Source organism: Deltaproteobacteria bacterium (assembly GCA_016874755.1).
GTDB lineage: Bacteria > Desulfobacterota > Binatia > UBA9968 > UBA9968 > DP-20.
Map to the genome: position 1 here is coordinate 1 of VGTH01000011.1, position 26,295 is coordinate 26,295.

The window sequence follows — 26,295 nt, forward strand, 5'->3', positions numbered from 1 at the left end:
AAGAGCTTCCGCAAACTGAACGCACCACAGCTTGTCGGAAAAGTAGCGCGCGGGACGAAGTATGACAATGGCAAAGAGATGAGGGTCGCCGCCTAGTATCTTTTTACACACCTATTGACAACGGCTCCAGCGCTGTCGCTACCGGCTGAAGTCGAGGACGACTTGATGGGCGCGGCGGCACTATCGAAACACCAGCGAACTTGATATAGGCTTGCATTTTGCCGTGGCGAAATCGTTGGAAAGGAACTGCAATGCCGTTCTACGAAAAAGGCGCCGTTCGCATTTATTACGAGGAGGCCGGTTCGGGCTATCCGTTGTTGGTCATCCCTGGCGGAGGATTGAACTCGACGATTGCCGGTCTGAAGCGCGGCAGGCCTTTTAGTACGATCGAAGAGTTCGGGGGAGAGTATCGCTGCATCTTCGCGGATCTGCGCAACGCCAATGGCGGACAGTCCTCCGGCCCGCTCGAGATCGAACGGCCGTGGGAAGCCGCTGCCGATGATCAAATCGGTCTGATGGACCACTTGGGGATCGACAAGTTCGTGGTGATGGGCTTCTGCATCGGCGGACCTTTGGCTTGGAACCTTTTGAAGCGCGCCCCCGGTCGTATCGTTGCCTCGGTGATGGCGCAGCCGAGCGGCTGTCGCCCGGAGCGGCCCAACCAGGCGTACGATCACAACATGAAAGAGTGGGGCCCGGAACTGGTTAAGCGTCGGCCCGACCTGACAATAGAGATGGTCGACAAATTTCTCACCAAGATGTACCTCTCCAACCCAGACTTCGTCTGGTGCGTGACGCGCGATTTCGTGCGCCATTGCCAAACCCCGGTGCTGGTCCTGCCGGACGACATCCCACCGCACCCGTATGCGGTTGCCATGGAGTCCGCTCTGCTAGCGCCGAAGGGCGAGGTGAGCATGTTCCCGTGGAAGGAACCGAAGGAACGAGTTCCCCTGGCGGTGCGCCAGATACGTTCCTTCCTCCGGGCGCATCGGCTCGCCCCCGTTTAGGCAGCGAGATGCAACCGATGCTGGTTGTCCTTCTTTCCCTGGCACTGTTTCTTCTTGGCACGCAAACAGCGGTCGAGGGAGCGGAGGCTTGGCAGGCGGAATGGGAGCGGGCGATCAAAGCCGCTGAGCAAGAGGGCGAATTTACTTACTACACTGTTGGCGAGTTTAATTTCCTGAGCGAATTCGAAAAGAAATTTCCGCGCATCAAAGTCCGCGTCGTTCAGGGCCGGGGTGTCGATCTCTTGGCGCGCATGATGGCCGAGCGCCGCGGCGGCAAGTATCTCGCCGATATCGCGCGCATCGGCAACACCTCGCCCTACACACTCTATCAAGCCAAAGCGCTCCAGCCCATCGCGTCGGCGCTGCTGCTTCCCGAAGTCAAAGACGAGTCGAAATGGTGGTCCGGCAAACACCAGTACATCGACAGCGAAGGGCGATATATTTTCGTGCCGGTGGGCAGCGTGTCGATCAACATGGTGGCTTATAATACGGACGCGGTTGCCCCGGCGGAGCTTAATTCCTTTTGGGACCTGCTGCAGGAGAAGTGGCGGGCCAAGATCGTGGTCATCGATCCGCGCGCCACCGGTTATGGCCGCAGCGGTGCGCGCGCTGCGTATTTTCATCCTCAGCTCGGCGCCGAGTTTCTGAACCGGCTGTTCCGCGATCAGGTTGTGATGGTATCGCGCGATTACCGCCAGGCAATCGATTGGCTGGCGCAGAAAAGATTTTCGATCATGCTGTTCAGCAATGGCGATGACGTGCTGCAAGCAAGAGCGCAGGGATTGCCGATCAACGTCATTGACACTGGGGTGTGGAAAGAGGGCGGCATGTTGGAGCCGGGAGCGTTCACGCTGGCGTGGTTGGATAAATCACCACACCCCAACGCGTCGAAAGTGTTTCTCAATTGGCTCTTGTCCCGCGAGGGCCAGCTCGCCTTGCAAAAAGATGGCGGGATCAACGACTCACTGCGCATCGACATTGCCAAAAATGATGTGCGGCCGGTGGCGCGGCGCAAAGAAGGCGCGAAATACGTTGTCACCTGGAAAGAAGATTGGATCGATTCCGAGCCGATGCAGCGCGTCGTCAATCAGGCACTTTCGCGCAACGCACGTAAAAATTGAATATGTATGATAGTCGCCAACAGTCACCGCCCATTGCTGGCACCCGTGCATCGCTTATGGCAGCGCGGTCGTGACACCGAACACCTACCCAAAACCGGCATAGAAACTGCCGTGGGAGGAAATTGCCAATGTCAAACCTTGTCTTGTCGGCTTGCGCCGTATTGCTATGCCTGGCGGAGGCGCGCGCTCAGTCGGACTGGAAAAAAGAATGGGAAAAAACCGTTGAGGCGGCGAAGAAGGAAGGCCAGGTCAATGTCTACATCGGCGGTTGGGAAGCCGTCCTCGAATCGGGTGCATTTCAAAGAGCCTTTCCCGAGATTAAGGCGACCTGGGTCGGCGGCCGCGGCGGCGAGAACGCTAAACGCATTCTCGCCGAGCGCCGCGCCGGAAAGTTTCTCGCCGACGTGAGCAGCGAAGGCATCGGTTCCAATTATCGGGTGCTGCATTTGGCCAAAAGCTTCGATCCGATCAAAGCCGCGCTCTTGCTGCCCGAAGTGACCGATGAATCGCTCTGGTATCAGGGTAAGCACCGCTACGCCGACCCCGAAGGGCAGTTCATCTTTCGTTACGTCGGCACGCGGCAAAATGGCAACATCGCCTACAACACCAAGCTGGTCAACCCGAAGGAAATTCACTCGGTGTGGGACTTGGTCGATGCAAAGTGGAAAGGCAAAATCATCGCGCGCGACGTGCGCGTTCCCGGGCCGGGGAGCGCGCCGATGCGCTTTTTCTACCTGCACCCGGCGATCGGCCCGGCTTTCATCAAGAAGTTGTTCGGCGAGATGGAGGTGACGCTCTTCCGTGACTTTCGCCAGGGTATCGATTGGCTCGCGAGCGGCAAGGCGAGCCTGTGCTTGTTCTGCGCGGACAGCGACAAGGCCAAAGCTCAGGGACTACCGGTCGACGAGTTTGTGAATTTTAAGGAAGGCGCGCCGCTGGTGACGCAATACGGCACGCTTGGCCTCGTGAATCGCGCGCCTCACCCAAATGCGGCGAGGGTTTTCATCAACTGGTTTCTTTCGCGCGATGGCCAGATCGCACTGCAAAAAACTCTAGCCAAGAACGCTGCCGAGACGGCCGATTCGCTGCGCATCGATATTCCGAAAAACGACGTCAGTCCAGAGAACCGCCGCGCCGCGGGAGTCAACTATCTCGACCTCGACAGCCAGGTTGAATGGACGGATATAAAGCCGGCGCTGGCGGTTTTTGAAGAGGCGCTGGCAAACGCGGAAAAACAAAAAAAGTAGTCTGATTATTCACCCCGGAGGATACAGCGCGGCGTAGCCGCAGCCAAGAGATTCGGAGCACTCACCGCGGAGGACACGGAGGTCACGGAGTTAATTAAGAGAGAGGCTTTCGGAAATTTGTTTCACGAATCTCTTTCCTCTGTCAGTTTCTCCGTGTCCTCTGTGCGCTCCGTGGTGAGTCATCCGAGAGTTTTTGCAAATCGCGCAAATCTTCAAAGATAGTAACACGGAGTTCACAGAGGCACGAAGAAAAGAGCCTTAGAAAATTGTTTTACAAAGCTCTTTCCTCTGTTTCTTCCTCCGTGTTCTCCGTGACCTCCCTGGTGAGTCTTCTGAAATTGGCGCACACCGACCGCCACTTGCGCTGCTCACCGCTTTTCAAGTCGGCTAATCGCTGGCGGTCCGTTTCTACGTCGGGCCAGAGCAAATAGTTCTTCTTTGTGAGCGACGCGTGGGACCAGCTCGATGACCCAATGACCACCGCGCGCCACGGGCTCTGTTTGATTACTTCCGCTACAGCCTTACCGAGATCATAGCAACGCCAGGGCGGCGGCGCCGGAGGCGGCGGGTCGGAGACATTCTGCATCTTCTTCGGCCAATTCTTGGGATCCTTCATGTGCGCCGGCGTCAGTTCGCTTTGCAGATTGCGGCGCAAGTAGATATCCGTCAGCCGTGTTAGCGGCCCGGTAATTCCCGGTCCGTGACTATAGCCAATCCCAAGAATTTCTCCCATGAGATCCCCTTTCGGAACGGAACGATAAATCGAAATACGGCACGGTACGTGAGATGTGCTCGCCTACTTGAACCCTTGAACATTGAACCTTGAACTTTGAACAAAGTTCTTACGGCTCTCCGAAGCATTTTACCGCGTTGTCCCAGAGCATTTTGCGCATGACCTCATCGCCAAGAGATTTCCACGCCAGTACGACGTCGATGGAGCCCGGAAAGCGGGATTCTGGGTGAGGATAATCGGACGAATACATCAGCAAACCGTCGCCGAGATAGTCGGTGACCATTCTTGCCATCTTCTCGCCTTCATGGATCACGACGCTGGCGAAAAAACGCCCGTTGGCAAGGTATTCGCTCGGCTTGCGAGTCATGCTTTCTGGAAGTGCGTAAGAGATGTACTCGCATTGATCGTCCATCCGCGCGGCCCAAAACGGCAGCCAGCCAAAGCCGGACTCAAGGACGCAGTAGCGAATATTCGGGTAGCGCTCCATGATGCCGGCGCCGAAAAATGCCGCCATCGCTCGCATCGCAGCCCACGGGTGCGAAGCGCTTCGGCCGAGGAACGGGTTGTCCCACAGATCGCGGTAGCCAGGGAACCCCTCGGTAAAACTGTGATGCGCGACACAGAGCCCGGCTTCATTTGCAGCGGCCCAGATCGGCTCAAGATCGGGGTGGTCGATGGGAAAGCCTTCATCCAAGTGCGGATAAATCCCGGCGACCCAGGGTGCCTTCGCCCAGGTTTTGATTTCTGCCACGGATGCGTCGACCGCTTTATTGCTCACCACGATGAGAGTTTTGAGCCGATGGGGATATTTGCCACAAAAGTCGTTGCAAAATCGGTGACCCGCGCGGATAAATCCAAGCTCAATATCGACGTCGTCCGAAGGCGGCGGCGCTGGAGGAAGCATGAGTTGAACATCGACGCCTTCTTCGTCCATATCGCGAATGCGCGCTTCGAAGTTTTCATCGGAGACGCCCGGCGATGGAAAGCGGCTGCCCATAAATTTCGGGTGATGCCGCTTGGCCTCTTCCCTCGGCCCCGCTTCGCCCAACACCCGCAGCTTCTGGCGCCAGCCGGATCTTTTCTTGAACTGTAACCGGTGACCATAAGGCGGCTCTAGAATCTCGCCGGACCAGCCGACACGAAATGGTACTTTAAACTCCTCCCACTCTGGGATCCGCTTGCGAGTGTTGGCATCGAAATAAGGCTCCAAGGTCTCAAAGTTTGGAGCGAGGTGTGTATCCGAGTCAAAAACTTTAAAACCTTGGCGCATGGGTGTGCCTCCTCCTGGCGCGCAGAACAGCGACGACCACGTACATAACACGACCAACGCTGCACGAACAACGGACCTAACATGGTAGTCGATTCCAGCGGGTGCATCCCTGACCGGTCGCCAAACGTGGATTGGTTTGCCCGCGCTGACGTGATATCCGACTAGCAAAACACGAGCGCGGCAACAGCCGCTGAGATTGGACTCGATATCCATGGCAGGATTAACCCGAGAACAAATCGCCCAAGAGGGTCAGGCGCTATTTCGCGCCGAGCAAACCAAAGCGGCGCTCCGACCTTTTACCGAAAAATTTCCCAACATCACTCAGGAAGACGCCTATCGCATTCAACTGGCGTTTATCGATTTGAAAAAATCCGCCGGCGCCAAAGTCGTCGGTAAAAAAATCGGTCTTACCAGTAAAGCGATGCAGAAGATGCTCAACGTCGCCCAGCCGGACTACGGCCATATCCTTGACGGCATGGTCCTGCAGGATGGCGCGCAGTTTCGCGTCGGCGCACTGATGCAGCCAAAGATCGAACCGGAAATTGCGTTCATTATGGATCGTGACCTCAAAGGCCCGGGCGTCACGCCGATGCAAGTGATGGCCGCCACGCGCTTTGTCGTGCCGGCATTGGAGATTATCGATAGCCGCATCGAGGGTTGGAAGATCAAGCTCTGCGACACGATTGCGGACAACGCGTCATCGGCGCGGGTCGTGCTCGGCAGCTCGCCGCGTCGCGTCGACGAGCGCGACTTAAAACTGGTCGGCATGATCTTGGAAAAAAACGGCGACATCGTTCAAACCGGCGCCGGCGGCGCTGTCCTCGGCCACCCCGCCGTAGCGGTGCCTGGCTGGCTAACGCCATTGGTCAGTTCGGCGTGAGTTTGAATGCCGGCGACATCGTCATGCCGGGCGCCCTGTGCGGTGCTGTCGATGTTGCAGCAAATGATCTGCTGCAGGCTTCTTACGATGGGCTCGGCACCGTTTCGGTACGCTTTATTTAAGGTAAACCGATGGAACAGATCCGCGCGGCCATTCTCGGGTCCGGCAACATCGGCACGGACTTGTTGTACAAACTCAAACGAAGCAAAACCTTGCGCCCGACGCTCATGGCCGGCATCGTCCCGCCGCCGTGCCGACAAGATGGGCTATGAAACCGGCATCAACTTATGGAAGATCATGGACGTGGCGGAGAACATCGTCCGGCCGATCATGCCCAAGCCGGTGCGCATCGGCAAAGTGAGTCTCACCATGGGCTATGCCGGAGTCTACTCGAGTTTTCTTTTGCATGACGACAAAGCCGCCGAACAGTTCGGCGTCGACGCCCGTGATATCTTAGTTGAGCTCGGCAAGCGCAAAGTCGTTGGCGGTCAAGAAGACATGATAGTCGAAGCGGCGATGATGCTGGCCGAAAAACAAAAGCGCGGCGCTGCGTCGTAAGATTCGGTCCACCGTTTATCTTCTTTCTGACAGTTGGCCGGGTTCGCTTGACAGGGGTGTCATATGACATTATTTATATTATCAAATGGGAGCTGTGCTGAAAAAGACAAAATCGCCGAAAGCCAAGCCTGCGGCAATGATTGTGGAGTCTTACCTTCGCGTTTCGTCTGATAAAGTCCGAGGCAAGTCCGGCTCCAGGATGTTAGCCTCGACAAAGATTATTCAGCAGGTTCAGGGCGGCTTACCCGTTCAGGAGCTGGAGGCTTTGCGGAATAGCCTGGATATGCCGATGGAGAAGCTTGCGTCGAAACTGGGCATCTCGAACGCCACCCTCCATCGAAGAAAGGCGCAGGGGCGGCTGGGGCCAGCGGAGTCCGACCGAGTTGTGCGATTAGCCCGATTGATAGGAAAGGCAGCGACAGTCCTAGGCGGCATCGAGGCGGCGCGCCAATGGCTAAAAGCTCCCCAATTTGGTTTGGGTGGCGCCGTGCCGTTGGACTATGCAGAAACGGAGATCGGCGCCCGCGAGGTCGAAAATCTCCTGGGCCGGATCGAGTACGGCGTTTATTCCTGATGGCGTCGGGATGGCGCATCGTGCCGGACGCTCGTGCTCACGACGCCTTTATTGGCGAGGGTGCAAAATTATTTGGTGGTCGCTGGAATTCCTCCGGTGTGGCGGTTCTCTATGGTAGCCAGCACAAGTCCCTCGCGGCATTAGAACTTCTCGTCCACCGTGACCTCAGAAGGCCCAACCGATTCACCGCATTCCCTTTTCAATTTCCCGAGTCACTGGTTGAAACGCTACCGCTACGAGGTCTGTCACAAGATTGGCGACAAGAGCCACCGCCACCCTCCACCCAAGGGATCGGTGACGCCTGGGTGAGAGAATCGCGATCGGTGGTCTTGGCTGTGCCGAGCATTATCATACCGGAAGAGCTGAATTACGTACTTAATCCCAACCACCCTGACTTCCGGAAAATCACCCTTGGCAAACCGCAGGAATTTACTTTCGACGCCCGCCTTTTGACCTGATGGCCCACTGGTATAAATCAAAAATAAGCTGTCGTGCTTGCAAATCTTGCAATCTAACTAACCCGTAAGTGCTGCCGCTACGGCGAAAGATATTCACAGAAACTAACGAAGTCACAAGGAGCGCTAGCTTAACGAGCGAAGCCACCCTTTTGCGCACGCCGTCACACGGGTGACGGCACGCAATTGCGCGCCGGTGCCGAACTTCAACCGGTGCAGCACCTGTATTTAAGTCTGAAAAAGATTTTACAAACCGTAGAGCCGCTTGGCATTCTCGCCGAGAATTTTCTTCGCGAACGTTACGCTGATCCCACCGTCTTGGGCCAAGCTTTGAAACGCTTCGATGTCGTTGGAGTAGTCCGCGTGGCCGTAGTCGGTGCCGACGGTGATGTGATCTTCGCCGACGCAGCTTGCGATGTAGGCGAGATCGTCCGTGGTTTGGCAGGCGACGTAGACGCGATTGTCGGCGAGGATAGTGGACGCATGGATGGTGCGTTCTTTGGGCCGCGCTTGCGTGAGCACGTGGCCGGCGTTGTTGCGCTGAAAGGCGCGCTCGGCTTCGGTGCGGATCACCAGATCGTTGACAGCGTAGGGCAGCCATTGGGCGGTGGTTTCGACAAACGACCAGCGGAGCTTGGGAAATTTCGCCGGAATGCCTTGGTAGATCAGATTATTGAAGCCGCCCACCGAGGGCAACTTGAAGCGCGAGAAAACATCTTGGCCGTATTGGTGGTAGTAGGCGAAATCACCCGTGCCGGCATGAACACAAATAGCCAGATCGAGTTGTTCCGCTACTTTGTACAATGGAAAAAGCGAGCTGTCGGACAACAGTCGGCCCTCTTCGTGGCCGCGCATGAAAATGCCGCAGGCGCCATGTTCTTTGCCGAAACGAATTTCATCGATGGCTTCATTTATAGAGCGCAGCGGCGGCAGCACGACCCAGCGCAGGCGATTGTTTCCCAGCTTCCAGATATGCGCGAGCCAGCGGTTGTAGCCGCGATAGACCGCCAGCTCGACGTCGGCGCGGGCGGTTGTCGGGCGCAAAAACAGTGTTGGATAGAGCACTTGAATGTCGATGCCGAGCGCGTCCATGTGTTTCAGGCGTGACGTGACATCGAGCATGTCGCGCGACTCCGGCGGCACGTTAAGCCCAACGTTGGAATTGGCCAGCACACGGTCTTCGAAGCGCCAGAACTCGATGCCGGTTTTTTGCGAGATCAAAAGCTCGGGCGCGAGATGACGTTCTTCTTCCAACATGAACGTCCAGGTTTGTGCTCCTTCGATCAAGTGGGCGTCGGCGTCGATGATAGCCATGGGCTTCTCCTTGTTGGGATGAGTCAGCCCACTTCTAGTGCGAACGTGGCAGTGGTGTCAATCGCGGGAAGGCAGGAGGCAATAGGCAACAGCAAAGGGCTTGGAGCAAGGGACATCAACTGAACAGTTCCAACCCGTGCAGCGCCAACCCCTCGGCTACCGAAGTGAATTCTTGGCCGGCGCGGATCGGTGCGTGGCTGAACTTTTGCTCAAAGATACGGCGCACGGACGGGACGAAAGAGGAACCGCCGGTCATAAATATGGCGTCGACGTTCTTGGCAGCGACGCTGCAGGTGCCGAGCAATCGGTCGACGCACCTGGCAATTTGCTGCAGCTCGGGACTAATCCAGCTTTCGAAGTTATCCCGAAGGACGCTTTTCTGAATGTCGACGGCGGCTTCGTGAAAGCGAAATCGCGCGTTGTTGCTTTCGGACAGCGCGCACTTAGCCGCTTCTGTGGATTGGTACAAGCGGTAGCCGAGGTCGTGATCGACGAGGTCGATCAATGCCGCGAGTTTTTGCGGCTCACGGGCTTGAAAGTGCAGCTGTCGCAGCAGCTCCATGTTCTTACGATTCTTGAGAAACGAGAGATAATGCCAGCGCTCGAGATGCTCATAGATCCAGTTGGGCACCGGCAGGACTTTGCCGAACTCCGTTTTGTACTGCGAACCTAAGCCGAGCATGGGCGCGACCAGGTTGCGCACGAGCTTGCTATCGAACATGTCGCCGGCGATGCCGACACCGTCATTCGCAAGTACTTGGCCGATGACTTGTTCGCTGAAGCTATAGCCTGGTCGTGTGGCATGCAGGTGCACCAGCGAAAAGTCGCTGGTGCCGCCGCCGAAGTCGGCGATCAATACCAGCTCGTCGTGGTCCAGAGTTCGCTGATATTTGTAAGCGGCGGCGACCGGTTCCGGCAGAAAGTGCACGTCGTCAAAGCCGGCGTTCCTGAAAGCCGTGCGCAGCCGGCTCACCGCGAACTCGTCGTCTTCATCTTTCTTGGTGCCGCTGAAATGGACGGGGCGGCCGACGACCACCGTGGAACCTAAGTCGCCGAATTGTGCTTCGGCCGATTTGCGCAGGTAGCGCAGCAACACACCGATCAATTCTTCGAGCGAGTAAGTCTCGCCGAGTATTTGGGTTTGCTGAAACAATCGGCTGGCGAGATAGGATTTGGTCGATTGGATGAGCCGACCCGGCGTTTTCGCGTTCAAATAGCGCTGGATCGCATCGGGGCCGGCGACGACCCGGAGTCGATGAAGCTTGGCAGTCTCGTCTTCTTCGAAATAAAGGATCGAGCGAAACGTCGCGCCGCCGCCGAATTGCGCTAGCTCGACCGAACGGTCGCGGCGCGCGCAAGCGAGCGCGCTGTTCGTTGTGCCGAAGTCGAGACCGAAAGCGTTGGGCATCAATAAGTCGTGCCGGACGCACGGTGTTTACGGCGTCCGGAGCCCCCTTCAGCTCAACTCAGGATGTCCGATCACGCCGTTTCAAACCTGCGTTTCGAGCTGAAAATTGGCGCTGGCCGCTTCGTGCTCGGGGTCAAAGCGAGGTCTTCATTTAATCGGCTTCTGAACTTTTCGCAGTATGTCGTAGTAGCGCTTTTCAGCTTGGCAAGTCTTGGTTCCCGACTCCGCTCCACGGGAGAAAGCTAACTGGCGCTCGGATTTAACGCCGTGCAATCGGGAAGGGATATCGTCGAACGTCCCGGTCGCTTTGGAGTCCGGCTCGCCGATCAGTTCAAACATCTGCTCTGCTTCCTGCAGCGCGGTGGCGGGAAGCCGCCGCAGCTTGATGAGCTCGCGCGTGGCTGCGCCGGCGTAGCAGTCGGCATCGTTTTCTACGTTGGTGCCAATGGTTTGTTTGCCGAATCCCAACCGGGCCGCCACCGCATGGCCCCACTCATGCGCGACGATCAGAACCGGCACCGCATCGGCGGACTGTTTGCTTCGCGCGGCGACCAGTTTTTTCACTCGAGCCAGGAAAATTGGATCGTACCAGATGACGTCATCGGGCTGGCAGTAATAGGCGTTGCCCACCCGGAGAAAATTCAAACCACACCGCGCCGTGCCGTTGTTGACGTAGCGCTTGAGCGCGGGATTTCTGTAGCTGAGACGATTCTCGGCGAAAATCCTGCTCCAGATCTCTGACAAGTTTTTGAAGGCGTCGCCGAGCGTGCGATCGACGTCGTCAATATCGGACTTTGTCAGATCGTAGCGCGCCATGCGCGCGGCGGGATCGGCGTCGTCGGGCGTTCCGCCCGATGCCGGCAGCGCTGACGTGATGACCCCGACTGCAATGATTAGCGGGAGCCAGCGACCGGAAAAAAAATTGCTCATGGACTGACTCAATTTCGGCCGCAGGCGATCTATTTCCACAGCTCTTTGAAGAACCCCGACTGCTTGACTTCGTCGACGTAGCTGTTGTCGAAGTAGGCTTCCGGCGTCGTCGCGCTGACTTGTGCTTTTTCGACGATGCCAAATTCGCCCATGAGCCGTGACATATTGACGATGGCTTCACGAGGAATAGTCGGGTCGCGCGGAATCGTCTCCGTCGCGAACTTGTGCAGCTTGTCGAGAATCTCCGGGTTGGTTTGGCGCGTGTATTTGGAAAGAATTCTCTTTGCCAGCGCTTCTTGGGTGAAGATGACTTTGACGCCTTCGAAAGTGGCTTTGATCATGCGCGCGATCACATCGCGGTTCTTGACCGCGTAGGAGCGGCGCGCGGCGATGCCGCCGGAGAGAAACTTGATACCGAGCTTGGTGTAGTCCTGGGCGCCGACCAGCTCACGAAAACCGTCGCGCTGCAGCAAATAAAGCTGCGGCGGTGACAATACGGCCGCGTCGATGGCGCCGCGGCGCAGGCCAACTTCGGCTTCAGACTGGGTGCCCATTTGTAAAATCGTTACGTCTTTCATGTTGTAGCGGTCGAGGATCAACTGAATCGCAAAATGAGGAATGCCGCCGAGACGGCTGATGCCAACCTTTTTGCCCTTGAGCTCTTCGACCCGTTGGATGCTCGGATGCGCCACGAGTGAAATCGTCAGGGGCGTCATCGCCGCGACGGTGATGATGTCGCCGCCGCGCAACACATTCGTCACAATCGCCGGGCCGCCGAAGCCGGCCACATTGGCGGCGCCGGAAAGCATCGACTGGATGATCAACTGCGAGGCGCCGACGAAGACCGGGTCGACGTCGAGGCCGTATTTCTCGTAGAGCTTGGTGTCCTTGGCGATGAAGAAGGGCAGCGCGCTGGCGTTGATCGGCGAATAGGGGAAGGGGACCTTGATGAGCGACTGGGCACGCAACTCCGAAACGATCCCCGTTACCACCGTGAGCGCGAGCACGAGCACGAATCTGGAGTAATCGAGTGATGGAGCGTTGGCTCGGAGCTTCATGATTAGCGGAATAATTTTTGAAATTCTTTGCGTTTTTCAGTGTAGAAGCTTTCGCCGAGATCATCCATCTCGACGAACTTGATCTTGTCGGCGTCGGGCACAGGCGGGAAAACGCCTTTGCGATTCACGAACTCGCCGTTCTTGGCCATGATGTTCATGCTTTCGTCGTCGAGGAAGAAATCAATAAATGCTTTTGCCGCATTGGGGTGCGGTGCTTTGTGAAACAGCGACATGTAGCTGGCGTCGCCGAGGAGCCGGTAGTCGCCGCGCACGTAGTCTACAGGCGCGCCTTTGCGGCCGTTGAGATAGACGTAATACACATAGGTGATGCCGATCGGCGTCTCGCCGGTGGTGACCCGATCGGCGCTGGGCGCGAAGGATTCGACCAGGACCGGTTTCATGGCGGCCAGGTCGCGGATGAATTTGTCGGCCTTCTCCTTGCCCATGATCTTGTGGAGATTCGCCAGCCATTGGGCGGTCGTCGTGTGGACGGTCGGGTCGGCGATAACCAGTTTGCCGCGATACTGCGGCTTGACGATATCTTCGAGGGACTTCGGCGCATCGGCGGGCTTGATGACGTCTTTATTGTACATCACGCCGATGATGTGGTTGCGCGCGCGCGGCCCGAGCACCGGGTCGATCGCTTCTTTGGGAAAGTCCTTCCACACGGGCGATTCATAGCGAGTCAGAATGCCTTCCTTGTACATAATCCGGTGGGTGTCTTCGGTGGACATCACCAGATCGAATAGGGCCTTGCCGGCGCGCGCTTCGGCCAGGGCGCGCTCGGCGACTTTGGTCGCCGAGGTGCGCCAGTAGTCGATGGCGATGCCGGTTTTTTTCGTGAAGGCTTTTTGCAAGAGGTCAAACGTGTCGCCTTGCATGGTGCCGTACAGCACCAGTTTGCCTTCTTTCTTGCCCGCTTCGATGAGTTTAGCGTCCTGGGCGAAGACAGGGGCGGCGAAGAACAAAAATAAGGCTATCAATGCGCGGTAAATCTGCATCATCTTTCTTGCACCTCTTTGTGTTTTGTAGGGGCAACCCCCTGTGGTTGCCCGTCCGATCGCTCGTGGGGTCACAAGACGGGCAGGCAAGGGGGCCTGCCCCTACAGTTTGGGAAGTTAAATCCGATAAAACTCTTTGGCGTTGTCGTAAAGAATCTTCTGTTTGGTCGAATCTGACAACTCGGGCCGCTTAAGCAGCTCCGGGATGTCTTTCAAAAACTCGCCGTAGACCCGCTCGTGTGGATAGTCGGACGGAAACATGATGCGGTCATCGCCAATGATTTGCGCCACGTGCGCCAGCGATGTTTCTTCCGGCTCGCAGGTCACATAGACCGGGCAGTCTTTCACGTAGGCGCTCGGTTTCTTTTTCAGATTGGGAAACGAACGCGCGCCGCGGGTTTCATATTCATAATCCAAACGATCCATCATGTAGGGCAGCCAGCCGCAGCCGGCTTCGAGGAAGGCGATTTTCAGTTTGGGAAATTGTTCGAGCACGCCGTCGCAAATGATACTGGTGAACTGGATCATCAACGGAAACGGGTGTTCGAGCGCATGGACTTGTCCTTGATCTTCAAAATAGTCGAAACCAAAACCGCGGCTTGGCGCGCCGTGAATGCCGAGCGGCACGCCCAGGTCTTGCGCCATGGCGAAGATCGGCCGGAAGTCGGGATGGCCGAAGCCCTTGTTCATCACCGTTGCCGAGGGCAGAAACGCGCCGCACATGTCGAGCTTCTCCACAGCGTGGCGCAACTCCGCAGCGGCGCCTTGCGGGTCTTGCACGGGTAAAACGGCAACGCCTTTTAGACGGGAATCTCTCTTGATGTAGCGCGCGTGAAACCAGTTGTTGTAGGCGCGCGAGATCGAGCAGGACCAGCCAGGGTCTTGCACCAAACCGATCGCCAGCGCCGCAGTCGGATAGAGCACAGTGTAGTCGACGCCGAGGGATTCGACGAACTTGATGACGTCGTCAGGTTTGGTCTCAGTGACTTTGTCAGGCCGCCCAGCACCCAGGCCGCGCGGCCAGCCATCGAGGGATGGAAACAGCGCATAAGCGCGGGCGCGGCGCATGCCTTTGTACTTGCCTTCGAAGTACTCTTCGATCTCTTCGTGGTTTTCGTAAATGTGGCCGTCGGCATCGATGACTTTGGGTTGCTGCATAATTCATCCTCCAGAGAAAGGGATTTTTCACCACGCAGGCACGAAGTACACGAAGGTAAGACACGAAAAATATTTCCGAACTGCGTGCCCTTCGTGTCTTCGTGGTGAGTCAGCCATTCTCGCGGTGACGTTAGGCAGTATCGGACACTGGAGTCAAGCGTTGCTAGGGCCGACCTTATTGCGATAGAGAAGGGGCAATCAAATCTCCTAAGGAGGTATTCATTTATGGCACGCAATGGAATCCCGGTTGTCGATGGCGACGGGCATGTGATGGAAGATTGGGACGGGCTGCTGAGCTACATGCCGGAGCCCTATATCAAGAGCGGCAGGTTCAAAGGCAGAATCTTTCCGCCCTTGGATCATCTGCATGGGGCGACTCTCTACACATTGGTTCCCGGCGCGTTTCGGCCGGTGCGCGAAGATGGCTGGTTGGAGTTCATGGAAGACGTCGGCATCGAGCGCGCGGTGCTCTATTCGACCGGCGGTCTCGCGTTTGGCAAAGTGATCACCCGCGAGTTTGCCGTCGACGTGGCGCGCGCCTGGAATAGCTGGTTCGCCGATACCTATTTAAAGAAGAGTCCGCGCTTTCAGGGCTTAGCACTCGTTCCGCTGCAGGAGCCGGCGGAAGCGATCAAGGAGATGCGCCGCGCGGTCAACGAGCTGAAATTCTGCGGCGTCATGCTGCCGTCGACTGGTTTTAAAGGCCACCTGGGCGACAAAGAATATTGGCCGTTTTACGAGGAAGCCAGCAAGCTCGGCTGCTGCATCGGCATCCACGGCGGCGCTCACGAAGGCTTGGGCATGGATTGGCTGACGCCCTACGCGCCGATCAACGGCCTTGGCCACGCGGTGGGGCAGATGGTCGCGTTTGCCGGCATCGTGTTCAACGGCATCTTCGAAAAATACCCCAACGTGCGCATCGGTTTCATGGAAGCCGGCGTCTCATGGCTCAATACCTGTCTGGAACGCTTCGACCGCGGTTGGGAGACCCACATCCAATACGATCCGCGCGGCGAGTACATCCAGTTGAAAAATGGCGAAAAGGTCAGCGACTACATTCGCCGCCAGGCTGAAGCGGGCAGACTTTTCGTTGGCTGCGAAGGGACGGAGAGAACGCTCCATCACGCGATCGAAGCGGTGGGCAACAAGCCGTTCATGTTCTCCAGCGATTTCCCGCACGAAGTGAACAACGAATATTGCAAACACGAGATCGAAGAGATCATCGAAAACGAGCATCTCACCGACGACGACAAACACGCGGTGCTGCACCGCAACGCCGAGCGGTTTTACGGGCTCAAGCCGTTGGGATAGGCCGGCGTTCCGAGTTTCGGATTTCGAGTTGCCAATCCGTTTTCCGCTCGGTACGGCAGACGTTTAGGAAAGTCGATAGACGCGCGCGGCGGTGTCGTGGAACAACGCGGCGCGTTCGTCTTTTGAATAGTTCTGGGTGATTCGTTTGAAGGCGTTCCAAATCGTGCCGTAGTCGAAGGAGCGCTTATCGACCGGGAAATTGCTTTCGAACATGCAGCGCCGCACGCCAAATTTCTCGATGCAAAATTCAAAATAGGGGGCCATCACCGAGGCGAGCTCCAGCGAACCGACACGCGGTTGGCGTTGATGCCAATCGTAGCCGGAGCGCAGCGAGCCGAAGCCGCCGAGTTTGATCGACACATTGGCGCAGCTTGCTAATTCGGCAATGCCTTTGCTCCACAGTTGAAATATCTCGGCGCGTTTCCCCGCGTAGGGGCCGACGCCCAAAGGCGCGGCAATGTGGTCCAGAATCATCTGCACGTTGGGCAGCGCCCGGGCGAGCTCGGTGAGTTCGCCAATCTGCGTGTGATAAATCCACGCGTCGCACGTCAGATTGTATTTTGCGAGGCAGGCGACGCCGCGGCGAAAGCTTTTGTCGGCAAGAATGGCTTTGGCCGCGGTGCTGCGAATGTCAGGGTCGTCGTCGTAGGTGGTTTGGTGGCGAATGCCGCGAAAGTGTTTTGGACTCATGGCCAATTGTGCTTCGAGCACCGGCGCAACTTTATCGCCCAACGCGAGATCGGCATGACCGACGATCGCCGCAGCGACCTGGGTGCCAAGCTTGCGCTCGCTCGCGTCCACAGCCACGCTCGCGAAAAATTCGGTTTCGCCCAACGGGCGAGTCTCTTCGGGGCCTTCCTGCCAATAGTGCGTGCCGCACTCGACCAGCACGGACGAAACAATCTTGTGACCGCTATTCGTGTCACGTAAGAAATCTTCAAGCAGATAGTGCTCGTCGTTACGTTCCCATAGATGATGATGCGGATCGCAGATGGGGAGTTCGGGATCGATAGGAATTTCAGCCGGAGGGCTCGGTTCTTGTTTCATGGCTGATGCTAGGCTAGCCCGAACGCTCGGTAACAGGCAACCGTTTGGGAGGGCGACCAGCCGGTCGCCCCTACACGGGTCGGTTATGAATTGAACAAAGCGAAATGGCGATGACTCGTAGGAGCGACCGGTTGATCGCCCTCTCACGGTGATTGGCGAGGCTTTGACTTTGTGCCCTCTCTCCGACAAGAAAAAGACTATGGATCGCCAAGAAAACGATATGATGACCCGCGTCGGCCCCGGCACGCCGGCGGGCGAAACCCTGCGCCGTTATTGGCTGCCGGTGAGTCTTTCCCGAGAGATCAGCTCTGACGCGCCGAAGATTGTCCGCCGTCTCGGCGAAGATTTGTTATTGTTTCGCGACGAGCATGGGCGGGTCGGTTTGACCGAGCCAAGTTGTCCGCATCGCGGCACGTCGTTGGAATATGGCTGGATCGAAGCGGGCGGCTTGCGCTGCTGCTATCACGGTTGGGTGTTCGACGTGAACGGCCGCTGCATCGAACAGCCGGGCGAGCCGGCGGACAGCAACTTCAAAGACAAAGTTCGCCTTAAAGCGTATCGGGTCAACGAAGTCGGCGGCATCGTTTTCGCGTACATGGGCCCGGGCGATCCGCCGCCGTTTCCGCGCTATGACTTTCTTGTGCGTGAAGATGGCGAGCGCACCTACGATGGCTATCTGCGCGAGTGCAATTTCTTGAATCAGCTCGACAACTGTCTCGATCCGGTGCACGCGACGATTTTGCACGGGCGCGAAGTCAACGGCGCGCGGGAAAATCCCGAGCGTGAGCGCATTCCCGAATTCGACGTGCTGGCGGGCGATCTGTTCGCCAGCTACGTGGCGCGCCGGCCGGGGCCGGAGCCAGGCAAAGAGTGGCATCGCGAAGTGTCTTACACGCCGCCTGTGCTGGTCATTCACGACGGCGGCTCGCTGCCGGGCGCGGCGGATGACTTCTTCAGCGACGTCGCGTGGCGCGTGCCGGTGGACGACTACAACACGCAATCTTTCATTCTGAAATTTTTTCCTTTTAAAGATGGCAAGTCGACAATTCGGCCGAAACGCAATAAGCCTCGGCCAGAGCCGCTCATGCGCGGCACTTTCAAAAAATACGACATGACCACTGTCAATGGCCAAGATGCCGCCGCACAAATCGGCCAGGGTGCCATCGCCGACCGTGCGGCGGAGCACTTAGGTTACTCCGATCGCGGCGTGATCTTAGTGCGCAAGCTGTGGATGTCGGCGATACAAGCGGTCATGCGCGGCGACGATCCGCCGGGTATCCTGCGCGATTTAAAGGACAATGAGATGATTCACTTCGACGTGGTTGGCTCGGGGCGGTTGGTGAATATTGGTGAGATGAAAGATCATTTGCCGCGGATAGTGAGATTGTAAATCATGGAATTTTGCCAACGAATCATTGAGCGAATGCCGGCTTTGTCTTGTTTCTACCCCCCTTTGAAAAAGCGGGGTATGGGGGGATTTGCTGACGCTGAAAGAAAAAAATCCCCCTTAATCCCCCTTTTCCAAAGGGGGACACTCATGCTTACTTGGATAATTTGTTGCGCTCAACTATTCGCTGCCCAACCTCCTGCCAACTGGAAAGCCGACTGGGATGCCACGCAAAGAGCCGCGGAAAAAGAAGGACGCTTGGTCGTGTTCGGACCGCCCGCTGCCGATCAGCAGCAGCTCTATGTCGATACCTTCGAGAAAGCGTTCCCCAAGATCAAGGTCAACTATACGCCGGGGCGCATGAGCGAACTGATCTCGCGCATCATGGCGGAGCAGCGCGCCGGGCTGCGCCAAGCCGATCTTGTTCTGGGCGGCACGGATATTTTACTCGGCACGTTGAAAGACAAAGGGATGCTGCAGCCGATCCGCTCGATGCTGGTTTTGCCCGACGTGCTCGACAGCGCTGGTTGGTACAAGGGCAAAATCTGGTTCGCCGACAACGAAGACAAATTTGTTCCCATGTGGCGCGCGGTGCCGTACACGGCGGCGTGCATCAATACCAACTTGGTGAAGGCGGGCGAGCTCAAGAGTTACTGGGATCTGCTTCAGCCAAAATGGAAAGGCAAGATCGTTTCGCAGGACCTGCGCATCGGCAGCGCGCGCAATCAGATGTACGCGCTTTACGCGCGCAAGGATCTGGGCGGCGAATATTTGAAGCGGCTCCTGGGCGAAATGGATATTGTCTTCTCGCGCAACCTGCCGCAGATTTCCGATTGGGTCGCCGGCGGCAAATACGCCATCGCCATCGGCGGCGTCGATTGCGAAAACCTGGCGCTAAGAGGATTGCCGTTGGCCTCGGTTCACCTCGAAGGCTTGGCGGCCGTCGGCGCGGGCACCGATGCGGCTTCGCTTTTGGCGTCGGCGCCGCATACAAACGCCGCCAAAGTCTTTCTCAATTGGATTCTTTCGCGCGACGGTCAAATGAGTTATCAAAAACTGACGCGGGAGAATTCGCTGCGCGTGGACATCGCCAAGGAAGGGGTTGTCAATCAGTTCTACATTCTCGATCCTAAGCGCGAATACCTATTTACCGGCTTGGAAGAGCATAAAGATAAAATCAACGAATTTCGCCCGTGGCTCGAGGGGCTTGTACAAAAAAAGTGAGGGTGGCGGGGCAAACCAGAGAAGGACAATCCTGCTCTCGATGGCTACAATGTTGTCGGTTTGCGACAGAAGAGACAGCGCACTTGGATGGAACTCTAGGACTTTGCAGGATGCTTTGAGCGAATAAGAGCAAATTCGGGTTGGTTTAGGCCAAGGCACGGACTTTGCTCGTTGTGCGGAAACTGAAAGGTTCAAAGCAGTGAAAATATCAATTCAACGAGCGTTGGCTTCGGTACTTCTGGTTTTTCTGTTAGGCGCGCCCGGTGTTGCGCAAACAGCGGAGACCGGCCAACGGGTGGACTATCGTGATGGCAAACTGTCGGTGAGTTTCGAGCAATTTCCGGTGGACGCCGCCATCAATTTGATTCAAGCACGCACCGGTCTGCAGATTGTCCTCCCGGCCAGTGCCAAGCCCCAGACGGTGAGCTTGCAGCTAAGCCAATTGCCCATCGAACCAGCTCTGCGCTTGTTCGTTTATGCCATCGGTTTTCGCGGTTTCGCACTTCTTTATGACGAAAAAGACCGGCCCTATCGGGCCATGGTCATCGAGACTCGGGCCGAGGACCGCAGCGAAATTGTCACGGCTCGTAATAACGAAGCTTCATCGCAGCCGCTGACAGCGGATGAGAAGGATCGACTGCAGAAGCAGCTCGAGCTGTGGAACGATCTGCGCAGCGAAGCGCGCGGCCGCATCGAGGACCGCCTGAAAGCCCTACCGCCATCGCCGGAACGCGACGACCTCGTGCGCGAATACGGTCGGCAAATCTTGGGGATTAAGAAATAACGTTTCGGGTTTTGGGTCCCGGGTTTCGTGTTTTTCGGAACAGTTCGCTCCATTTCGCGTTTACGCGCGTCTTGCCCTAACGCGAAACCCGAAACAAAACCCCGCTCACGCGCGCTGCTCCATCACATATTTGACGAGAAACGGCCAAACCTGCGTGGCGTCGGCGAGCATCTCGGCGTAGATGCCGTCCTTGGCCGCTTTGCGCCAGGATTCGTTTTCCGAATAGGTGCAGCCGGACAGATGGCCGAAGTGGGGCCGGTCGGGGCAGATGCGCACGCCGTAGCTGAAGCGGCGCGGCGGAAACGTGGGACCGAGCCGCTCGTTGATGATCTCGATCAGCGGCGAGACGTTCTGGGTGTTGTTGCGCGGCACGCCGCCGCCGATGGAAAGAATGCCGAAGCGTTTTTTTGCCGTTACCAGGCGGATCAGTTCTTTGCTGTCCAGCTCCAGATCCATAAAAATCGGTTTCTTGCCGCGCCGTTTGCGCTTGATGTTGTGAATGTAAATATCGTTGCCCAGTTCCGAATCGACGAACGCCGGCACCAGCACCGGCACTTTGTGTAAATAGGCCGACTTTAGAACGCCGCGGTCGTTGGGATAATTGTCCGCCAGGTGTTTGCCGATCAGGCGGTTCAATTGTGTTGGGCTGCAGGGCGCCTTGCCATCGAGCTGCTCGATGACTTTGCCGATCACTTCTTCCACGGTGTCGAGATTGGTTTCCGGCTCCAACGTGTCGGTGACGCGGTTTAGTTTGCGCTTGGCAAGCTCGGTGTCGTTGTACTTGGGATTGTACTTGTAGTGTTTCAAGCCGATGGACGAAACCAAGCCGTGCGCCATTAACGCGCCGGTGGATGAAATCGCGTGCGTGAAGCCCATTTCGATCATGTCGCAGATGACCAGGTCCATCTTGCCGACGGTCATGGCGCCGCTGATCGTCATGAAGCGTTGACAATCTTTGTCTTCGATCATCGCATGCAGTGCCGCTGCGCCGCGCGCCACTTGGTCAGCGACACCGCCGTAGCGTTTGAGATCGGCCACCAATGAAGTGATCGTGCAGCGCTTGCCGCTCAGCCATTCATTCAGGGCGTGATAGATGAGCGGCATGATATAGCGCGGGTCGGCGAACACCGCGTCGGGGAAAAAACCGTCACGCACTTGGCCTGGCTTGGCCATGTCGAACTGATTGATGAACAAGGCGCGCTTCGGCCGGCGATAGATCGCCTTGGCGTCGCGCTCAGAGAAGGCGCCGACGACGATGGCGTTTTCGCCGCGTGTCTTGCCGCGCGCGTACTCCGACGGCAGCATGATCTTGCTGCACCATTTGTTCGCAACGAACTTGCTCAGCAAAAGTCCGAGCGGTGAGCGCGGCAGGCCGTCGTAGATAATGACGGGCTTCTTTGGCCCGGCGATCATCGATTCGATTGTCCGCGCCACCTCGCCCAGCATGCGCGCGCCGAAGGCGCAGTAGCGCATGCCATCAACGATGTCGCCGACGGTCGCGCATTGGCGCAAGTCGAGCGACCGAAGCTCTTCGAATTGTAGTCTAGCCACCATCGGTCCTTGGCTTAAAGTTTTCGCTAACTAACACGGCGCCGGTTGGCAGTCAATTTGTAACAGATGAATTGTCGATGAAAAACGGCTGAAAGCTTTCGAGGAGGCGTGCTATTGAGGAAGCTTTTTGCGCTTGCCGAGGGATAGACTGAAGCCGAGGTTGTCGAAGCGCAAGACTTTGTAACCGCTGGCCGAGGTGCCTTCCAAGGTGATCCGATAGTTCGACTGTCCGCCGTTGGCGGCGGTAAGATACACATAAATCGCCTTCTCGTCGGCCATGGGCTCAAACTCTTGCGCAACGATCTTGGCCGGTTTCGCGCCAGTTTCGTTTCTGGTGACCGTTTGCTTGAATTGTGTCAGCGACACGTGGCGCCGAGTACTGTCGGCGAGCAGCGCATAGGCTCCTTCGTAATCTTGCTTCACGTAGGCCAAGGCAGCAAACTCCTCGGCTTGTTTGGCAGCGAGCGCGGGATTATGATCCACGCCGCTTTCGCAGCCCGTGAGCATGATAGCAAGAATGAGTGATAACCAACGCCGCTGCATGCAAGATTCCTGTTATTGAGGATACCGTCCGTTTCTGAGTTACCTATTACGCGTGACGGTTCGGGTCAAGGCGGCATCGGTCGCGCGAGTGGACATGGACAAACGTCCCGAATTGGACTAATACCAAAAAAGCACAGAGCGAAAGCGAGGTAACCCGATGAATGCGCCGACCTCCCATTATACGCCCGACGTCGTATTGGCTGGAGAAAACATCATCTCCGCCGACTCGCACATTCAAGAGCCGGAAGATCTCTGGGTGAACAACCTGGGCTCGATGAAAGACCGCTACCCGAAATTTCCCAAGCGTAACTCGCCGGGAGAAAAGCCGGGCGGCTACAATCCCCACGCGCGCATCGGTGAGATGGAAACCGACGGTGTCTCGGCGGAAGTGCTCTATCCGACGCTTGGCCTGCGCCTGTTCGCTATGGAAGACGCCGAGTGTCAAGAAGCTTGTTTCAAAATCGCCAACGATTGGATGATCGACTACTGCAAGGTCCATCCCGGACGGCTCTTCGGCATCCCGATGATCTCGCTCTACAACATCAAAAACGCCATCAAAGAGCTGGAGCGTTGCAAGAAGGCCGGGATGATCGGCTGCCTGGTCTGGCAGGTGCCGCCGGAGCATCTTTCGTTCAAGAGCGATTATTACGATCCCTTCTGGGAAGCTGCCAGTGAATTGGACATGCCGGTCAACCTGCACATTCTCACCGGCTTTAACTACAGCCGCTGGGAGCGGCAAGGGTTGGACACTTACAAGACGGCGGTCAACGACAAGTTGAACGACGCGGCGAACACGCTTTTTGACTTAATTTTCACCGGCGTGCTGTCGCGTTTCCCCAAGTTGAAACTCGTCTATGTCGAGAACGAATGCGCGTGGCTGCCATTCTATATGCATGAGTGGGACAAGTACTATCTGCGCTTCAAAAACAAAGTGCCGCTGCCGTTTATGAAGAAGCTGCCCAGTGAGTACTGCAACGAACAAGTCTACGTGACATTTTTCAGCGACCCGACGGGTGGGCTGTTGATGACCCGCTATGGCCAAGATACGTTCATGTGGTCCAATGATTACCCGCACGCGGCCTCGCCCTGGCCGCACTCGCGCAAAGTGATTGCCGAGGAGCTAGGCCATCTGCCCAAAGAAGTGCTGCGCAAGGTGGTGCGCGAGAACGTGATAAAATTGTATAATTTGAAAATTGACGGGATTAGCAATTAATCAAAATTAGACCAAAGGAGAAAAAACCATGCAAGCCAGTGCCAATGCCGCGAGAATCTTGGAGAACGAAAAACCCAAATCGAAAAAGTTCTCGCTCAAAACCCCCTACATGAAACAGGGCCGCGTCACCCAGCTCGTCGCCGAGACGACCAACATGTGGATTCACACCAAGATCAACGCCGAGGGCGGCGAGAACGAGATCCACCAGCACCTCGACGAAGATCATTCTTTCATCGTGCTCGAAGGCCAGATGAGCGTCTTCGATGAAAAAGGCGGCGAGTTGAAGATCGAAAAGTACCAGGGGGTAATGATTCCGCGCGGCGCCTATTATCGTTATCTCAACACCGGCGAAGGCAATCTCGTCGTGCTCCGCATCGGCGCCGGCGTGAAGGGCCAAAAACAAGGCGGCCAAGAGATGCGTTTAGGCAAAGACGGCAAACCGCTGCCTAGTGGGTCGGTTGAAAACCGCAATCTGCCGCCCATCGAAATGGGCAAGTTCTTCGCCGAGTCGGCGGGGTAGACGTCGCGGCGAGCGATGACTGCAATGAAGAGGGTCACTCCATTGGGTGGCCCTTTTTCGCTTCTACAGAAGCATTGGAGTGATGGAGTATTGGGTTTCAAACCTTTGCGATCGTTGTCGCGATAATGGCAGTTTCTGGGCCGGCGTTGGCAACAACGGCTGAAGAGATTGCCCAGCTCAACAAGCCTGATCGGCAAAAGCTCCTTAAAGAAGGCGCCAAGAAAGAAGGCAAGGTCGTTTGGTACACACCGCTCATCGTCAACCAAGCGGTGCGCCCGCTCAAAGAAGTCTTCGAGAAGAAATATCCATTCATCAAAGTCGACTTCCACCGCGCCAACTCTCGCGGCTTTCAGCAGGCTGACTATTTGCCGGCACATCCCAAGGTAAAAGCAAAAACTCCAAAGCTGAAACCGGGCGGCGGCAGATTTGCCAAGGCGAACTATTTTCATCCCGAAGTTGTCCTGGAACAAAGCGCGAAGTGGGTCGCGCTGCAAGACAAAATCTTCGGCAAGTGAGAGAGGGAATTTTTTCACCACGAAGGGCTCGAAGAGCACGAAGAGAAGAGAAGGAAATTATTTTCCGAACTTTGTGTCCTTCGTGCACTTCGTGGTGAAAATCCATCCTTTTCAACTTTGCTAACGAGCGCCGTTTTGTGATTAATATTTCGATATAAGAATCCTTAAGGAGAAATGCCATGGCGATCATCGATGCTGACACCCATATCGACGAAACCGAAGCGACCTGGGAATATCTGCGCGATTTCGAGCAGGAGTATAAACCGCTCACTCAGTATCCGAGCCGCGTCGATCCTTCCAAGCCGCCGGTGCGTTACTGGTTGGTCGACGGCCATCGCCAGATGCGCTTTGTTCGTGATGATGACAACACGCGTACGACCGTGGAGACGAGAGAACTGCTCGACGTGCAAAAGCGACTGCGCGACATGGATGAGATGGGCACCGACGTACAGGTGATTTATCCGACGTTGTTCTTGATGGAAGCGACGACCAATCCCGAAGTGTCGACGGCATTGCGGCGCAGTTACAACCGCTGGCTTGCTGACCGCTGCGCCGAGTCCAAAGGCCGGCTGCGCTGGGTCTGCTTGCCGCCCCTCATGAACATGGAAGAGACAATTAAAGAACTGCAGTTCGCCAAAGATCACGGCGCCTGCGGCATCTTGAAGAAGGGCGATCTCGAAGCCGGCAAATGGCCGGCGGACAAATATTTCGAGCCATTCTACGCTGAGGCCAATCGCCTGGAGCTGCCGATCTGCGTGCACATCGGTTCCGGCACGCCCGACTTCGTGTCGGCGGCGGAATTTTCTCTGGGCTCGTTCATGCGCTCGCAGCTACCGACGGTGCACGCCTTTCACACGATCATCCGCCACCGCTTGCCGCAAAAATATCCCAAGCTCCGCTTCGGTATTATCGAAGCCGGCTGTTCGTGGATTCCGTTCATCGCCTGGGAACTGAAACGGCGCATGGAAAAAGCCTTCGACGGCGCCGGCTCTTTCAGCCGGTTCGCCCGCTACACGCTGTCGTCCGATCTACTCAAAGACAACCGCATGTACGTCACCTGCCAAGTCGACGAAGATTTGCCGTATATCCTGAAAGTCGCCGGCGAAGACAGCCTGATGGTCGGCTCCGACTACACCCACCGCGACTCGTCGATGGAGTACGAGTTTCCGCGCTTGCTCAAAGAGCGCGCCGACGCCGGCGAGATGTCCCACAGCACGGTGCAGAAGATTCTGCACGAAAACGCGAAGACGTTTTATGGATTGTGATAGGAGATCAGTTTGGGTCTTGGCCTAATCTTCGATGACTTGTGTGTGTTCCTAGGCGGTTTTGTTTTGTGGCTTCGTAAGGGCTGTCGTTATTCTCTTTGGCAAGAATTGAAAACCGTGAAGGCAGGGGACTTTTGGCGTCGACGCGAAGGAGTCATCGGATTCGTTACGGCGGTTGCTATTGCCGCATCTATTTGGGCCATCGTAGCTTGAAATTTTTC

The 26,295-nt window shown here is 56.7% G+C and carries 25 protein-coding genes and 1 pseudogene; 15 read left to right on the plus strand and 11 right to left on the minus strand.

Going from position 1 to position 26,295, the window contains the following annotated elements:
* The first annotated feature begins 251 nt into the window (after window positions 1-251).
* The 3 genes from FJ145_08700 (at window position 252) to FJ145_08710 (ending at window position 3,375) form a co-directional block, all read left to right on the plus strand.
* Complete coding sequence (locus FJ145_08700; GenBank protein MBM4261497.1) at window positions 252-1,007, plus strand: alpha/beta hydrolase; 756 nt, start codon at window positions 252-254, stop codon at window positions 1,005-1,007.
* 8 nt (window positions 1,008-1,015) lie between these two features.
* On the plus strand, window positions 1,016-2,128 hold the full coding sequence (locus FJ145_08705; protein MBM4261498.1) for an extracellular solute-binding protein: 1,113 nt from the start codon (window positions 1,016-1,018) through the stop codon (window positions 2,126-2,128).
* A gap of 128 nt (window positions 2,129-2,256) precedes the next feature.
* Window positions 2,257-3,375 (plus strand): extracellular solute-binding protein, encoded by a 1,119-nt coding sequence (locus FJ145_08710; GenBank protein ID MBM4261499.1) that lies wholly within the window; start codon window positions 2,257-2,259, stop codon window positions 3,373-3,375.
* Window positions 3,376-3,646: 271 nt separating this feature from the next.
* Here FJ145_08710 and FJ145_08715 read toward each other — a convergent pair whose 3' ends face one another.
* Both FJ145_08715 and FJ145_08720 read right to left on the minus strand, forming a co-directional pair.
* On the minus strand, window positions 3,647-4,108 hold the full coding sequence (locus FJ145_08715) for a hypothetical protein (GenBank protein MBM4261500.1): 462 nt from the start codon (window positions 4,106-4,108) through the stop codon (window positions 3,647-3,649).
* 109 nt (window positions 4,109-4,217) lie between these two features.
* Entirely contained in the window at window positions 4,218-5,591 is a 1,374-nt protein-coding gene (locus FJ145_08720; protein MBM4261501.1) for a hypothetical protein, read from the minus strand.
* Between FJ145_08720 and FJ145_08725 the strand changes: the two are divergent.
* The 4 genes and pseudogenes from FJ145_08725 to FJ145_08740 all read left to right on the plus strand — a co-directional run bounded on the left by FJ145_08725 (window position 5,590) and on the right by FJ145_08740 (window position 7,848).
* A pseudogene (locus FJ145_08725) lies at window positions 5,590-6,380 on the plus strand (2-keto-4-pentenoate hydratase). The gene FJ145_08720 and the pseudogene FJ145_08725 overlap by 2 nt on opposite strands.
* 139 nt (window positions 6,381-6,519) lie before the next feature.
* A complete protein-coding gene (locus FJ145_08730; GenBank protein ID MBM4261502.1) occupies window positions 6,520-6,816 on the plus strand; it encodes a 4-hydroxy-2-oxovalerate aldolase in 297 nt (98 codons plus the stop codon).
* Window positions 6,817-6,952: 136 nt separating this feature from the next.
* Window positions 6,953-7,390, plus strand: a complete 438-nt coding sequence (locus FJ145_08735) for a DUF2384 domain-containing protein (protein MBM4261503.1) — start codon at window positions 6,953-6,955, stop codon at window positions 7,388-7,390.
* Window positions 7,267-7,848: an RES domain-containing protein gene (locus FJ145_08740; protein MBM4261504.1), complete on the plus strand. Its 582-nt coding sequence runs from the start codon at window positions 7,267-7,269 to the stop codon at window positions 7,846-7,848. The genes FJ145_08735 and FJ145_08740 overlap by 124 nt, the downstream gene beginning before the upstream one ends.
* Before the next feature lie 243 nt (window positions 7,849-8,091).
* Here the strand turns inward: FJ145_08740 and FJ145_08745 are convergent, their stop codons facing one another.
* From FJ145_08745 to FJ145_08770, 6 genes are all read right to left on the minus strand, one after another.
* Complete coding sequence (locus FJ145_08745) at window positions 8,092-9,159, minus strand: hypothetical protein (protein ID MBM4261505.1); 1,068 nt, start codon at window positions 9,157-9,159, stop codon at window positions 8,092-8,094.
* Between the two features lie 115 nt (window positions 9,160-9,274).
* Window positions 9,275-10,567 (minus strand): Hsp70 family protein, encoded by a 1,293-nt coding sequence (locus FJ145_08750; protein ID MBM4261506.1) that lies wholly within the window; start codon window positions 10,565-10,567, stop codon window positions 9,275-9,277.
* A 147-nt stretch (window positions 10,568-10,714) separates the two neighbouring features.
* A complete protein-coding gene (locus tag FJ145_08755) occupies window positions 10,715-11,497 on the minus strand; it encodes a hypothetical protein (GenBank protein ID MBM4261507.1) in 783 nt (260 codons plus the stop codon).
* A 29-nt stretch (window positions 11,498-11,526) separates the two neighbouring features.
* Window positions 11,527-12,555 carry an ABC transporter substrate-binding protein gene (locus tag FJ145_08760; GenBank protein ID MBM4261508.1) on the minus strand — a complete coding sequence of 343 codons (1,029 nt, stop codon included), beginning with the start codon at window positions 12,553-12,555 and terminating at the stop codon, window positions 11,527-11,529.
* A 2-nt stretch (window positions 12,556-12,557) separates the two neighbouring features.
* Entirely contained in the window at window positions 12,558-13,559 is a 1,002-nt protein-coding gene (locus FJ145_08765) for an extracellular solute-binding protein (protein ID MBM4261509.1), read from the minus strand.
* Window positions 13,560-13,673: 114 nt separating this feature from the next.
* A complete protein-coding gene (locus FJ145_08770; GenBank protein MBM4261510.1) occupies window positions 13,674-14,714 on the minus strand; it encodes an amidohydrolase in 1,041 nt (346 codons plus the stop codon).
* A 225-nt stretch (window positions 14,715-14,939) separates the two neighbouring features.
* On the opposite strand from FJ145_08770, the gene FJ145_08775 reads away from it, so the two are divergent.
* Window positions 14,940-16,025, plus strand: a complete 1,086-nt coding sequence (locus FJ145_08775; GenBank protein ID MBM4261511.1) for an amidohydrolase — start codon at window positions 14,940-14,942, stop codon at window positions 16,023-16,025.
* Between the two features lie 63 nt (window positions 16,026-16,088).
* Here the strand turns inward: FJ145_08775 and FJ145_08780 are convergent, their stop codons facing one another.
* Window positions 16,089-17,072, minus strand: a complete 984-nt coding sequence (locus FJ145_08780; GenBank protein MBM4261512.1) for an amidohydrolase — start codon at window positions 17,070-17,072, stop codon at window positions 16,089-16,091.
* Window positions 17,073-17,271: 199 nt separating this feature from the next.
* Here FJ145_08780 and FJ145_08785 point away from each other — a divergent pair, with 199 nt between their 5' ends.
* The 3 genes from FJ145_08785 (at window position 17,272) to FJ145_08795 (ending at window position 20,467) form a co-directional block, all read left to right on the plus strand.
* Window positions 17,272-18,462, plus strand: coding sequence for a Rieske 2Fe-2S domain-containing protein (locus FJ145_08785; GenBank protein ID MBM4261513.1), 1,191 nt, complete (start codon window positions 17,272-17,274; stop codon window positions 18,460-18,462).
* 3 nt (window positions 18,463-18,465) lie between these two features.
* The gene (locus FJ145_08790; protein ID MBM4261514.1) at window positions 18,466-19,683 is read left to right on the plus strand and encodes an extracellular solute-binding protein; all 1,218 of its coding nucleotides are present in this window, start codon (window positions 18,466-18,468) and stop codon (window positions 19,681-19,683) included.
* Window positions 19,684-19,906: 223 nt separating this feature from the next.
* Window positions 19,907-20,467 (plus strand): hypothetical protein, encoded by a 561-nt coding sequence (locus FJ145_08795; GenBank protein ID MBM4261515.1) that lies wholly within the window; start codon window positions 19,907-19,909, stop codon window positions 20,465-20,467.
* A gap of 105 nt (window positions 20,468-20,572) precedes the next feature.
* Here the strand turns inward: FJ145_08795 and FJ145_08800 are convergent, their stop codons facing one another.
* The gene (locus FJ145_08800; protein MBM4261516.1) at window positions 20,573-22,021 is read right to left on the minus strand and encodes a hypothetical protein; all 1,449 of its coding nucleotides are present in this window, start codon (window positions 22,019-22,021) and stop codon (window positions 20,573-20,575) included.
* 108 nt (window positions 22,022-22,129) lie between these two features.
* A complete protein-coding gene (locus FJ145_08805) occupies window positions 22,130-22,561 on the minus strand; it encodes a hypothetical protein (GenBank protein MBM4261517.1) in 432 nt (143 codons plus the stop codon).
* Window positions 22,562-22,718: 157 nt separating this feature from the next.
* Here FJ145_08805 and FJ145_08810 point away from each other — a divergent pair, with 157 nt between their 5' ends.
* The 4 genes from FJ145_08810 to FJ145_08825 all read left to right on the plus strand — a co-directional run bounded on the left by FJ145_08810 (window position 22,719) and on the right by FJ145_08825 (window position 26,074).
* Entirely contained in the window at window positions 22,719-23,774 is a 1,056-nt protein-coding gene (locus FJ145_08810) for an amidohydrolase (protein ID MBM4261518.1), read from the plus strand.
* 28 nt (window positions 23,775-23,802) lie between these two features.
* Window positions 23,803-24,294: a cupin domain-containing protein gene (locus FJ145_08815; GenBank protein ID MBM4261519.1), complete on the plus strand. Its 492-nt coding sequence runs from the start codon at window positions 23,803-23,805 to the stop codon at window positions 24,292-24,294.
* A gap of 125 nt (window positions 24,295-24,419) precedes the next feature.
* Complete coding sequence (locus FJ145_08820; GenBank protein MBM4261520.1) at window positions 24,420-24,809, plus strand: hypothetical protein; 390 nt, start codon at window positions 24,420-24,422, stop codon at window positions 24,807-24,809.
* Window positions 24,810-24,988: 179 nt separating this feature from the next.
* On the plus strand, window positions 24,989-26,074 hold the full coding sequence (locus FJ145_08825; GenBank protein ID MBM4261521.1) for an amidohydrolase: 1,086 nt from the start codon (window positions 24,989-24,991) through the stop codon (window positions 26,072-26,074).
* Window positions 26,075-26,295 lie beyond the last annotated feature (221 nt).

Bases quoted from the DNA above. Each gene is read 5' to 3' on its own strand.
- FJ145_08785 (MBM4261513.1), top strand. From the start codon at position 17,272: ATGGATCGCCAAGAAAACGATATGATGACCCGCGTCGGCCCCGGCACG.
- FJ145_08705 (MBM4261498.1), top strand. From the start codon at position 1,016: ATGCAACCGATGCTGGTTGTCCTTCTTTCCCTGGCACTGTTTCTTCTT.
- FJ145_08720 (MBM4261501.1), bottom strand. From the start codon at position 5,591: ATGGATATCGAGTCCAATCTCAGCGGCTGTTGCCGCGCTCGTGTTTTG.
- FJ145_08800 (MBM4261516.1), bottom strand. From the start codon at position 22,021: ATGGTGGCTAGACTACAATTCGAAGAGCTTCGGTCGCTCGACTTGCGC.
- FJ145_08805 (MBM4261517.1), bottom strand. From the start codon at position 22,561: ATGCAGCGGCGTTGGTTATCACTCATTCTTGCTATCATGCTCACGGGC.
- FJ145_08755 (MBM4261507.1), bottom strand. From the start codon at position 11,497: ATGAGCAATTTTTTTTCCGGTCGCTGGCTCCCGCTAATCATTGCAGTC.
- FJ145_08700 (MBM4261497.1), top strand. From the start codon at position 252: ATGCCGTTCTACGAAAAAGGCGCCGTTCGCATTTATTACGAGGAGGCC.
- FJ145_08745 (MBM4261505.1), bottom strand. From the start codon at position 9,159: ATGGCTATCATCGACGCCGACGCCCACTTGATCGAAGGAGCACAAACC.
- FJ145_08760 (MBM4261508.1), bottom strand. From the start codon at position 12,555: ATGAAGCTCCGAGCCAACGCTCCATCACTCGATTACTCCAGATTCGTG.
- FJ145_08780 (MBM4261512.1), bottom strand. From the start codon at position 17,072: ATGAAACAAGAACCGAGCCCTCCGGCTGAAATTCCTATCGATCCCGAA.
- FJ145_08815 (MBM4261519.1), top strand. From the start codon at position 23,803: ATGCAAGCCAGTGCCAATGCCGCGAGAATCTTGGAGAACGAAAAACCC.
- FJ145_08810 (MBM4261518.1), top strand. From the start codon at position 22,719: ATGAATGCGCCGACCTCCCATTATACGCCCGACGTCGTATTGGCTGGA.
- FJ145_08710 (MBM4261499.1), top strand. From the start codon at position 2,257: ATGTCAAACCTTGTCTTGTCGGCTTGCGCCGTATTGCTATGCCTGGCG.
- FJ145_08715 (MBM4261500.1), bottom strand. From the start codon at position 4,108: ATGGGAGAAATTCTTGGGATTGGCTATAGTCACGGACCGGGAATTACC.
- FJ145_08740 (MBM4261504.1), top strand. From the start codon at position 7,267: ATGGCTAAAAGCTCCCCAATTTGGTTTGGGTGGCGCCGTGCCGTTGGA.
- FJ145_08770 (MBM4261510.1), bottom strand. From the start codon at position 14,714: ATGCAGCAACCCAAAGTCATCGATGCCGACGGCCACATTTACGAAAAC.
- FJ145_08730 (MBM4261502.1), top strand. From the start codon at position 6,520: ATGGGCTATGAAACCGGCATCAACTTATGGAAGATCATGGACGTGGCG.
- FJ145_08820 (MBM4261520.1), top strand. From the start codon at position 24,420: ATGGCAGTTTCTGGGCCGGCGTTGGCAACAACGGCTGAAGAGATTGCC.
- FJ145_08790 (MBM4261514.1), top strand. From the start codon at position 18,466: ATGGAATTTTGCCAACGAATCATTGAGCGAATGCCGGCTTTGTCTTGT.
- FJ145_08765 (MBM4261509.1), bottom strand. From the start codon at position 13,559: ATGATGCAGATTTACCGCGCATTGATAGCCTTATTTTTGTTCTTCGCC.
- FJ145_08735 (MBM4261503.1), top strand. From the start codon at position 6,953: ATGATTGTGGAGTCTTACCTTCGCGTTTCGTCTGATAAAGTCCGAGGC.
- FJ145_08775 (MBM4261511.1), top strand. From the start codon at position 14,940: ATGGCACGCAATGGAATCCCGGTTGTCGATGGCGACGGGCATGTGATG.
- FJ145_08825 (MBM4261521.1), top strand. From the start codon at position 24,989: ATGGCGATCATCGATGCTGACACCCATATCGACGAAACCGAAGCGACC.
- FJ145_08750 (MBM4261506.1), bottom strand. From the start codon at position 10,567: ATGCCCAACGCTTTCGGTCTCGACTTCGGCACAACGAACAGCGCGCTC.